The organism is Cupriavidus sp. U2, from assembly GCF_009663685.2.
GTDB classification, from domain to species: Bacteria; Pseudomonadota; Gammaproteobacteria; order Burkholderiales; family Burkholderiaceae; genus Cupriavidus; species Cupriavidus necator_C.
The window spans coordinates 656488-667423 of record NZ_RCOG02000012.1 but is presented as its reverse complement, the minus strand read 5'-3'; the positions used below and the strand labels follow the sequence as shown (position 1 = coordinate 667423).

The following is a 10936-nucleotide window of genomic DNA, read 5'->3' as shown; positions in this document are numbered from 1 at the left end:
GTTTTCCTCTTCGAGCTGGCGAATGCGCTGCTGCTCAGGCGTCAGCGGCTTGCCCACTCCCTTGCCGCCAGCCACTTCAAGGTCATACTGGACCAGCCAGCGCCGTAGGGCAGTCTCCCCAATCGCCATCGTGTGGCAAACCTCAGCGACCGATAGGCCCTGATCCCGGACCATCCGGACTACCTCCAGCTTGAAGGCGGCGTCAAACTTGCGGCGTTGCTTTGTCATGTCGTCTTTCCTCGTCGATCGTGATTTTCCACCTATCGACCTGTCTGAGGAAATTGGACCACTACACTCCCCTCTCCCGCAAGGCGGGAGAGGGGCCGGGGGAGAGGGCCGGCCTGCCAATCAGCGCCGACGCTGGCCACAAGAGGGCCTGCCAATCAGCGCCGACGCCCCCACCACTCCTGCAACAGCCAGCAAGCCAGGCCGGCCACCGCGCCGGCCGCGTGCGCACCGCGTACCACGCCGAAGCCCCACGATGGATCGAAGACGATGGCCGCCAGCCATGACTGTTCGATCCAGACCTTGCCCAGCACGATCACGCACGTCACCACGCCGATCACGCGCGACCACCCGGGGGCCTGCAGCAGCCGCAGTGCCGTCCACAGCGCCAGGCCGTGCGTGGCGCCGGACAATCCGCCGTACCAGCCCACCTCGGGCATGCGCAGCAACGCCACCTGCACGGCCACGCCGCAGATCAGCAATACCGCCAGCATCTCGCGGATACGGGCCACGCGGCCGGCAAGCAGCAGCAGGCCCGCCGTGGCGGCCACGTCGGACAGATAGTGGCGCCAGTCCAGATGCGCCCACATCGCCGTTAGCACGCGCCACCATTGGCCGTCCAGACGCACGGCATCACGCACATAGAGCCCGTGCGCGTGCCACCAGGGCACAAAGGTGAACAGCGCGGACAGGGCCGCCACGCCGGCCACGGTGGCCAGCATGGCCGGCCATCCGGGCAGGCGCGGTCGCTGAGTTGGCGATGGCCGCAATGGCGGCGGCGCGGCCGGCGACCGCTGCACGGCGCTCATCCGCGCCTCAGCGTTCGCCGAACACCGATTGCCAGAGCGCGCGCACCGACGCGGTCTGTCCGGCCACGCTATCGGGCGCCACGCGCGCCTGGTCCTGGCCGTCGAGCCGCAGCTTGTGCTGGCGCGCCCGGAACAGCCGGTAGGCATCGCCCACGGCCAGCGCCAGCCCGGCGTCGATCAGGTTCAGCACGCCGGCCATGCGCAGCAGCGCGATATTGCCCGCGTTGCGCGTCAGTTCCGGATGCGCGCCACTGTGCAGCAGCACCAGGTACTGCACCGTGAATTCGATATCGACCATGCCGCCGCGATCGTGCTTGAGGTCGAACAGCGCGGTCGGGTTGGGATGGCCCTCGGCCACCTTCGCGCGCATCTGCACGATTTCCTCGCGCAGCGCCACGGCATCGCGCGGCTGGCGCAGGATCTCGTCGCGCAGGTCTTCGAACCGGTTGCCGATGTCGCGGTCGCCGGCGCAGAAGCGGGCCCGCGTCAGCGCCTGGTGCTCCCAGACCCACGCGGTGTTGTCGCCCTCGCGCAGCTGGTAGCGCCGGAACGCGTCGAAGCTCGTCACCAGCAGCCCGGCCGCCCCGTTCGGCCGCAGCCGCGTGTCCACGTCGAACAGCATGCCCGCCGCCGTATGGCTGGTCAGCCAGGTGATCAGCCGGCGCGCGTACGCGGCGTAGACGTCGGGCGCGCGTTCATGGTCGTCGTCGTACAGGAAGATCAGGTCCAGGTCCGACGCGTAGCCCAGTTCCTTGCCGCCCAGCCGGCCGTAGGCAATGATGGCGAAACGCGGCGACTCGCAATGGCGCGTGGCCAGCTGGCGCCACACCACCTGCATGGTGACCTCCAGCATGGCATCGGCCAGGTCCGACAGGCGGTCGGCCACCTGCTCGACTGTCAGCAGCCCCTGCAGGTCCTGCAGCAGGATGCGGAAGGTCTCGGCATGGTGCTCGCGGCGCAGGATGTCCATCTGCGTTTCGACCTGTCCGTCGGACGCCTGCAGCCGCTCCGACAGGCGTTGGCGGAAACCGGCCCAGTCCGGCGCGCCGGCCAGCGCATCGCTGTCCAGCAGTTCGTCGAGCAGCTGCGGATGCCGGGTCAGGTAGGTGGCCGCCCAGCGCGACGCGTGCAGCGTCTGTGCCACGCGATCCATCGCCTGCGGGTACTCGGACAGCAGTGACAGGTAAGAGGCCCGGCGGCTGATCGCATCCAGGAAGTCCAGGAAGCGCGCGATCGTGGCGTCGGCATCGTCCTGCTTGACCGCCAGGTCCAGCGCACGGTTGACGAGCAGATCGAAGCGGCCCCGGCTGGTTTCCGACAGCGCGCGATAGCGCATCGACGTGCCGATGGCCCGCAGACGGTCGTAAAGCCCGGTGCAGTCGCTGAAGCCTGCCGCCTGCAGCGCCTGGCACGGCGACGACTGCGGATCGGTCTCGTCGTCATCGTCGCCCGGGTTCGACTGCGTGGCGCGCGACGCCATTTCCTCTCGCACCAGCGCCGGCCACAGCGGCTCGCTCTGCGCCGTCTCGCCGTCGGCGAACGGATCGGCAAAGGTGGCTTCGAACTGCTGCGCCACCGGGTCCATCAGCGTGTTCATCTGCGCGACCAGCGCGTCCCAGCCGGCGCAGCCCATCATCAGCGCCACGGCCTGGCGCTCGTCGTCCGACGTGGGCAGGTGATGCGTCTGGGCGTCGTCGCGGTACTGGAGCCGGTGCTCCAGCTGGCGCAGGAAGCGGTAGGCATCGGCCAGCTGCTCGGCCTGGCCGGCCGGCAGCAGGTTGCGCGCCACGGCCACGTCCAGCACTTCAAGGGTGGGTCGCACGCGCAGCGCCGGGTCTTGCCCGCCACGGATCAGCTGGAACACCTGGGCCATGAATTCGATCTCGCGAATACCGCCGCGGCCGAGCTTGATGTTGAACGACCGCTGGTTCACGCCATGGCCCGCCAGCCCGCCGCTGCGCTTGGCCGCTTCCGAACGGATCTGGGCGTGCAGCGAGCGGATGGCGGCGATCACGCCGTAGTCCAGGTAGCGGCGGAACACGAACGGCGTGGTCATTCGGCCCAGCAGCGCGGCGGCGCGCGCGGCATGCGGGGTATCGACGGCCGACACCACGCGGCCCTTGATCCACGCATAGCGTTCCCACTCGCGGCCCTGCACCACCAGGTACTCCTCGAGCATGCCGAAGCTGCAGACCAGCGGGCCGGCGTCGCCGTTCGGGCGCAGGCGCATGTCCACGCGGAACACGTAGCCGTCGCCGGTGACTTCCGACAGCAGCGTAATCAGCCGCCGGCCCAGCCGGATGAAGTATTCGTGGTTCGACAGGCTGCGCGACCCGCCGCGCGTGTCGCCGTCCTCGTCGTAGAGAAAGATCAGGTCGATGTCGGACGACACGTTGAGCTCGCGCCCGCCCAGCTTGCCCATGCCGACCACCACCAGTTCCTGCACCTCGCCGCTCTGGTCGCCGGTGGGCTGGCCGAAGGTGGCCGCCAGGTCGTCGCCAAGCACGCGCAGGCCATACTGGATCGACAGTTCGGCCAGGTCGGTCATGGCGCCGGTGATTTCGGCCAGCGTGGCCAGCCCGCGCAGGTCCCGCTCGATCATCACGCACATGACTTCGGCGCGCAGGCGCCGCAGCGCCTGGCCCGCGGCGGCCTCGGCATCGGCCGATGGCGCGTGCAGGACCTGCAGACGGGCTTCCATCCATTCGCGCGTGATCGGGCCGGCCACGGCCTGCGCCACCACGCCGGGCAGCCCCGCGCGCGCGGCCAGCACGCGCCGCGCGTAATGCGAGTACGCCGCCGAGTACAATACATGACCCTCGCAATCGGCGGGGGTCAGTCCCTGCGCCGTCATCGTGGCAAAGGCCCCCTGGGCCATGTTGCCGATCGGTCCGGCGGCGCCCGGCGATGCCAGGATCGAAGTGGTTCCGGCGCCATCCAGCGGGTGCTGCGGGCCAGTCGATGCCGGGGCGGTGCCCGCGGCGGAACTCGTCGGATCAGGGACAGTCATTCCAATTACTTTGCTTTATCGGGCAGGCGCCGTAGAGACCGCGGTGGCGCTTGCGCGCACCACTTTGGAGAGCGGCTAGTATTGTCGGATAATCTGCGCATGTCCAGCCGCCCCACCGCCCCGGACGACGGTTCCGCATCCCCCCGCGCGGGCAGTGACGGTACCGCCGCGGTCGCCGCTTCCCCCCCTTCGCAACACGCCGCGCCCGGCCGTGGCCGGCGCGTGCTGGCGCGCGTGCGCAAGGGCCCGGGCCTGGTCTGGCAAGGGCTGCGCGCGCTGGCGCGGCACCCGGCCTGGGGCCGGCTCTGGCGCATGCTGGTGCGTATCGTGGCCGTGCTGGCCGCGCTGGCCATCGTCGCCGTCCTGCTGATCCGTTTCGTGCTCTGGCCGCAGGCCCACACCGCGCGCCAGTGGCTGGAGCAGCAGGGGTCCGCCGCGCTGACCGCCAATCTCACCATCGGCCAGCTCGATACCTACTGGGATGGCTGGCATCCGGCGTTCCGCGCCAGCAACGTGCAGGCGGTGGACCGCGACCGCCGCATGCTGCTGTCGGCCGGCACGCTCGAAGGCAAGCTGTCCTGGCAATCGGTGCCCGCACTGACCTTGCAGTTCGCCAGCCTGACGGCAGACCGCACCGACGTGCTGATCCGCCGTACCGACAAGGGCGCCCTGCTGGTGGCCGGGGTGCCGATCGAGGCCACCCGATCGTCCAGCGAGGACGATCCGTTCCTGAACTGGCTGCTGTCGCAGGGCCATATCGAGCTGAAAAGCGGCAAGCTGCGCTGGCTCGACGAAAAGGCGAAGCTGCCGCAACTCGATGTCGCCGACATCCACTTCACGTCTGAGCGCCACGGCGTGCAGCACGCGGTACGCCTGGAGGCACGCAGCGCATCGCTGGCGCCACAGCCGCTGGTCTTCCAGGCCAACCTGCGGCACGACTACCTGCATGGCGCCGGCAACTGGCGGCATTGGGCCGGCCAGGCCAGCTGGGCCTTCAACCAGTTGCAGCTGCCCGTGGTGCAGCGATACCTGGCGGTCTTCGACAATGTCAACAGCGGCGTCTTCAGCACCGACGGCACCGTGGAAATCCGCGGCGGCCATGTGCTGCGCAGCCAGCTGCGGCTGCGCGCGACGGGCGTGGACCTGCTGCTGACGGGCGCCACCGAGCCGCTCAAGCTGACCAACGCGCAGGCGCTGCTGCTGCACAAGGGCGACCGCACGGGCAACAACTCGCTGACCATCGACACGCTGCTCTGGCAGGGCGAACCGCAGGCCGGGCCGCCTTCCGCCACCGATGCGTCGTGGCGCGACGGCATGCGCAAGGTCACCATCGACTGGGCCCGCGACAACGCCGGCCAGTTGCGCAAGTTCGCGCTGCGCGCCCCAACCTTCGACCTGAACACGGTGCGCGCGCTGGCCACGTCGATGCCGATCGATACGGCCATGCTGCGCCAGTTGCGCGCGCTCAAGCCGGCCGGCCATATCGACAACCTCGACGTCACCTGGTCGCGCGAGCGGGCCGGCCTGCTGTCGCGCGGGCCCGGCGCGCCGCACTACACGGTGCAGGGCACGCTGCGCAGCGTATCGGTCAATAGCCAGCCGGCGGTGCCGGCCGTGGGCCCGGACGGCAAACCCCACACCGGCACGCCCGGTTTCAGCCGCCTGTCCGGCAACTTCAGCTTCGACGACCGCCAGGGCACGGCGCGCGTGGACAGCACCGGCGCCACGCTGAGCTTCCCCGGCGTCTTCGACGACCCGCTCGTGCCGTTCGACGAACTGCGCGGCGAAGTGCGCTGGCGCCACGACGCCGACAACAAGCTCGTGGTGACCACCGAAGGCATCCGATTTGCCAACGCCGACACCGCCGGCACGGTGCGCGGCAGCTGGCGCGCGGGCGGCGACGGCCATAGCGGCATTGCCGACCTGTCCGGCGAGCTGGATCGCGCACTGGCCAACCGTGTGCCGCGCTACCTGCCGTCGACCATGCCGGCCACGCGCCACTACCTGGAAGGCGCGCTGGTGGGCGGCGAAGCCTACGACGTGAAGTTCCTGGTCAAGGGCGACCTGTTCCACTTCCCGTTCCACCCGCCGTTCGCCAAGGCCGGCGACTTCCGCGTGGAAGTGCCGGTACGCAACGTGAGCTACCAGATCGCCCCGCACGAAACGGGTCCGAACGTCGGCGGCACCGCCGGCGGCAATGGCGCGGGCGCCAACGCCGCCGCCGGCATGGCCTGGCCCGATTTCACCGACATCTCCGGCGACCTGCTGTTCGAGCGCAGCACGATGTCGTTCCAGGTCAAGCAGGCCGGCGTACGCGGCATCCCGGGGATCGTGCTGCGCGACGTCAGCGGCAGGATCGACGACCTGAGCGACCACGGCCACCTGGCGGTCGACGGTGGCGCCACCGGCCCGGTGCAGGGCTTCCTGCGCTATGTGGCCACCACGCCGGTCAGGGGCTGGACCGCCAACGTGACCGATAACGCGCGCGCGCCGGGCCACGGCGAACTGAAACTGAAGCTCGACCTGCCGCTGAGCCATGCCGCAGGGTCGAAGGTCAACGGTGAATTCCGCTTCCCCGGCAACGACGTGACCCTGTTCCCCGAGCTGCCTACGCTGTTCGGCGCCACCGGCGCGGTCGCCTTCGACGAGCACGGTTTCCAGCTGCACAATGTGCGCGGCCGCTTCCTGGGGGGCGAAACCCGCCTGACCGGCGGCACCCTGCCGGACGGCACCACCCATGTGGCCATTGGCGGCACGGCCACGGCACAGGGCCTGCGCGATGTACTGGGCGCCGGCGCCGGTGCGCTGGGCAAGCGCATCGAGGGCAGCACGTCGTACAGCGCCGTGGTGGGCGTGCGCGACAAGCGCCTGCAGGTGCAGATGGCCTCCGATCTCAACGGGCTCGCGCTCGACCTGCCGCCCCCGCTGGCCAAGCTGGCGGGACAGGACCTGCCGCTGCGCTTCGACCTGCGCCCGTCGGCCACCCGCGCCGGACTGGACGACATGACGATCCAGCTCGGCAACAATGCCGCCGCACGCTACGTGCTGCGCCGGGGCGACACGACCGAAGTGATCGCCGGCGGCATCGGCGTCGGCCAGCCTGCGCCACTGCCGGCCAGCGGCGTGACCGTGGCGATCAACACCGACCGGCTCGACGTGGACGCCTGGCGTTCCGTGATGGAGCCGACGCCGAACGACCGCCAGCCGGCCGGCGACGTGGACCGTTCGTCACCGTTCCTGCCCGAGCGCGTCAATGTGCGGACCAAATCGCTCGATGCCTTCGGCCGCGTGCTGAACGACGTGACGATCGACGCCAACCGCGAAGGCGGCGGCTGGGTCCTGCAGATGGCATCGCGCCAGATCACCGGCAATGGCCAGTGGCGGCGCGACAGCACCAATCCGGCCGGGTCGCTGACCGTGCGGCTGTCGCACCTGGACATCCCCGACGCCACTGACGACGGCCACATGACCGAGGCCATCACGCGCAGCGTCGAGGAAATGCCGGCGCTGGACCTGTCGGTCGAGCGGTTCGTGCTGCATGGCCGCGACTTCGGCAAGCTGGAGGTCAAGGCCCATACCAGCCACACCGACAACCAGCCGGTCTGGACACTGGACAGCCTGAGCATCGAGCAGCCGGGCGCCACGCTGACCGGCAGCGGCAGCTGGCGCCTGCCGCGCCGCCTGCGCGAGGCGGCGGCGCAAGGCAATGTCTCGCCCACCGAAGGCCGCCGCACGCTGCTCAACTTCAAGCTCGACGTCCGCAACGCCGGCGACGTGCTGGACCGCTTCGGCCTGCCCCACACGGTACGCGACGGCAAGGGGTCGCTGGAAGGCCGCATCGCGTGGCGCGGGTCTCCGATGTCGATCGACTACCCGAGCCTGTCTGGCCGGCTGAACCTGAACCTGGAAAACGGCCAGATCCTCAGCGTGGAACCGGGCGCCGCGCGGCTGCTGGGCGTGCTGAGCCTGCAGAGCCTGCTGCGCTTTGCCACGCTCGACTTCCGCTCGCTGGCCAGCAAGGGGCTGGTGTTCGACGACATCACCGGATCGGGCACCATCGAGAACGGCGTGGGCAAGATCGACGAATTCCGCTTCAAGGGCAGCCAGGTGATGGCGTCGATGACCGGCACGGCCGACCTGCTGCATGAAACGCAGGACCTGCAGGTGGCCGTGGTGCCGCGCATCAACGCCACCACCACATCGGTGGCGGCCGCGTTCATCAACCCGGTGCTCGGCATCGGCACGCTGGCGGCCCAGTTGCTGTTCGCGGACGAGGTCTCGAAGGTCTTCACGCAGCACTATCATGTGAGCGGATCGTGGGCCGACCCCAAGGTCACCAAAGTGGAGGACAATAAGTCGCGCCAGGCGCCGGTTCAGGACCGTTCGGGCATCTTTACCCGCTGAAGCCGCGCGATCCGGTCCTCTGCCTGCGCCCACGATCCTCCCCGCCCCCACCCGATACAGGAAGCCACGATGACCGCTGCCAATCCGTTCCGCGTCGCCGCCATCCAGACCGTGACGGGCACGTCGCTCGACGACAACCTTGCCCGCGCCGACGCGCTGATCGCGGAAGCCGCCCATGGCGGTGCCGGGCTGGTATTGCTGCCCGAATACTTCTGCATGATGGGCCGGCATGAATCGGACAAGGTAGCCATCCGCGAGCGCGACGGCGACGGCCCGGTGCAGCGATTCCTGGCCGATGCCGCGCGCCGGCTCCGGATCTGGCTGGTGGGCGGCACGCTGCCGATGTGGTGCGCAGACGACAATCGCGTCTACAACGCGTCGCTGGCCTTCGACCCGCACGGGGCACGCGTGGCGCGCTATGACAAGATCCACCTGTTCGGCTTTACCAAGGGCGATGAGAATTTCGACGAATCTCGCACGATCCTGGCCGGCAAGACGCCCGTGGCGTTCGATGCGCCCTGTGGCCGCGTGGCGATGTCGATCTGCTACGACCTGCGCTTTCCCGAGCTGTATCGCGGGCTGGCAAAGGGCGGCGAAGGCGTCAGCTTGATTCTGATGCCGGCCGCCTTCACCTACACCACCGGGCAAGCCCACTGGGAAATCCTGCTGCGCGCCCGCGCCATCGAAAATCAATGCTATGTGCTGGCTGCTGCACAAGGCGGCAAGCATGAAAACGGCCGCCGCACCTGGGGGCATTCGATGCTGGTGGACCCGTGGGGCGAACTGATGGCCGTGCTGCCCGAAGGCGAAGGGGTGGTATCGGGCGTGGTGGATCCGGCCCGGCTGGCCGAAGTGCGTCAGAACCTGCCGGCACTGCGCCATCGCGTACTGTAGGATTCAGGGCATTACTGTTTGCATTTCCCCGTGGCCCGGGTCGCCATGGGGTTCAAGACAAGGACAATCATGAACGCCGGAGATCTCGGAATTCGCAACCTGGCCACCGCGCAACAGCTGCTGCTGGCACCGTACGGCCTTGACGAGGCCACGCTCCAGCGCGTGCTGGCCGACATCTTCACGCACAAGGTGGACTACGCCGACCTGTACTTCCAGCACACCCGCAACGAGGCGTGGAGCCTGGAGGAAGGCATCGTCAAGTCGGGCAGCTTCAGCATCGACCAGGGCGTGGGCGTGCGCGCCGTATCGGGCGACAAGACCGCCTTTGCCTATTCGGACGACATCAGCCTGGCTGCGCTGTCGCAGGCCGCCGCGGCCACGCGCACGATCGGCCGCGCCGGCAGCGGCCGCGTCAAGGTGGCCGGCAGCATGGCGTCGCATACGGGCCGCAACCTCTACGCGCCCAACGACCCGCTCGATTCGATGACGGCCACCGAAAAGGTGGCGCTGCTGGAAAAGATCGAGAAGCTGGCCCGCGCCAAGGACCCGCGCGTGGTGCAGGTCATGGCTGGCCTGGCCGGTGAATACGACGTGGTGCTGGTGGCACGCAGCGACGGCGTGATCGCCGCCGACGTGCGCCCGCTGGTGCGCGTGTCGGTCACGGTCATTGCCGAACAGAACGGCCGCCGCGAGATCGGTTCGTCCGGTGGTGGCGGCCGCTACGCGTATGGCTACTTCACGGACGACCTGCTGCGCAAGTACGTGGACGAGGCCGTGGCGTCCGCGCTGGTCAACCTGGAGGCGCGCCCCGCCCCGGCCGGCGCGATGACCGTGGTGCTGGGCCCGGGCTGGCCCGGCGTGCTGCTGCACGAAGCCGTGGGCCATGGGCTGGAAGGCGACTTCAACCGCAAGGGCTCGTCGGCCTTCGCCGGCCGGATGGGCGAGCGCGTGGCCGCCAAGGGCGTGACCGTGGTGGATGACGGCACGATCGAGAACCGCCGCGGATCGCTGAACCTGGACGACGAGGGCAACCCGACGCAGTGCACCACACTGATCGAAGACGGCATCCTGACCGGCTTTATCCAGGACACGCTCAACGCGCGCCTGATGAAGATGCCGGTCACCGGCAACGCCCGCCGCGAAAGCTACGCCGCGCTGCCGATGCCGCGCATGACCAACACCTACATGCTGAACGGCGACCGCGACCCGCAGGAAATCATCGCCAGCGTGAAGCGTGGCCTGTATGCCGTGAACTTCGGCGGCGGCCAGGTGGACATCACCAACGGCAAGTTCGTGTTCTCGGCCAGCGAGGCCTACATGATCGAGGACGGCAAGATCACGTACCCGGTCAAGGGCGCAACGCTGGTCGGCAACGGGCCCGAATCGCTGAAGGACGTGACGATGATCGGCAACGACATGCGCCTGGATTCCGGTGTGGGCGTCTGCGGCAAGGAAGGCCAGAGCGTGCCGGTCGGCGTGGGCCAGCCCACGCTGCGCATCGAGAACATGACGGTGGGCGGCACGGCCTGATTGCCCGGACTGCCTGACCTTGAGACAGCGGCCGCATCAGCGGCCGTTTTCTTGTTCCGGCGGG

Annotated in this window: 6 protein-coding genes; 3 read left to right on the top strand and 3 right to left on the bottom strand. The window is 69.1% G+C overall.

Features of this window, described 5'->3' with window-relative positions; genetic code table 11:
* From D9X30_RS13280 to glnE, 3 genes are all read right to left on the bottom strand, one after another.
* Nucleotides 1–228 (bottom strand): transposase (locus tag D9X30_RS13280; protein WP_153947640.1); only part of this gene is annotated, 228 nt, incomplete at its 3' end.
* A 155-nt stretch (nt 229–383) separates the two neighbouring features.
* Complete coding sequence (gene rrtA, locus D9X30_RS13275) at nt 384–947, bottom strand: rhombosortase (RefSeq protein WP_153947639.1); 564 nt, start codon at nt 945–947, stop codon at nt 384–386.
* 94 nt (nt 948–1041) lie between these two features.
* Nucleotides 1042–3912, bottom strand: a complete 2871-nt coding sequence (glnE, locus tag D9X30_RS13270; protein WP_502799632.1) for a bifunctional [glutamate--ammonia ligase]-adenylyl-L-tyrosine phosphorylase/[glutamate--ammonia-ligase] adenylyltransferase — start codon at nt 3910–3912, stop codon at nt 1042–1044.
* Between the two features lie 231 nt (nt 3913–4143).
* Here glnE and D9X30_RS13265 point away from each other — a divergent pair, with 231 nt between their 5' ends.
* The 3 genes from D9X30_RS13265 (at nt 4144) to tldD (ending at nt 10872) form a co-directional block, all read left to right on the top strand.
* A complete protein-coding gene (locus D9X30_RS13265) occupies nt 4144–8448 on the top strand; it encodes a YhdP family protein (protein ID WP_153947637.1) in 4305 nt (1434 codons plus the stop codon).
* A gap of 69 nt (nt 8449–8517) precedes the next feature.
* Nucleotides 8518–9342 carry a carbon-nitrogen hydrolase family protein gene (locus D9X30_RS13260; RefSeq protein ID WP_153947636.1) on the top strand — a complete coding sequence of 275 codons (825 nt, stop codon included), beginning with the start codon at nt 8518–8520 and terminating at the stop codon, nt 9340–9342.
* A 69-nt stretch (nt 9343–9411) separates the two neighbouring features.
* Entirely contained in the window at nt 9412–10872 is a 1461-nt protein-coding gene (gene tldD, locus D9X30_RS13255) for a metalloprotease TldD (protein WP_153947635.1), read from the top strand.
* Nucleotides 10873–10936: the final 64 nt, after the last annotated feature.

Bases quoted from the DNA above. Each gene is read 5' to 3' on its own strand.
- rrtA (WP_153947639.1), bottom strand. From the start codon at position 947: ATGCTGGCCACCGTGGCCGGCGTGGCGGCCCTGTCCGCGCTGTTCACC.
- glnE (WP_502799632.1), bottom strand. From the start codon at position 3,912: ATGGCCCAGGGGGCCTTTGCCACGATGACGGCGCAGGGACTGACCCCC.
- D9X30_RS13265 (WP_153947637.1), top strand. From the start codon at position 4,144: ATGTCCAGCCGCCCCACCGCCCCGGACGACGGTTCCGCATCCCCCCGC.
- D9X30_RS13260 (WP_153947636.1), top strand. From the start codon at position 8,518: ATGACCGCTGCCAATCCGTTCCGCGTCGCCGCCATCCAGACCGTGACG.
- tldD (WP_153947635.1), top strand. From the start codon at position 9,412: ATGAACGCCGGAGATCTCGGAATTCGCAACCTGGCCACCGCGCAACAG.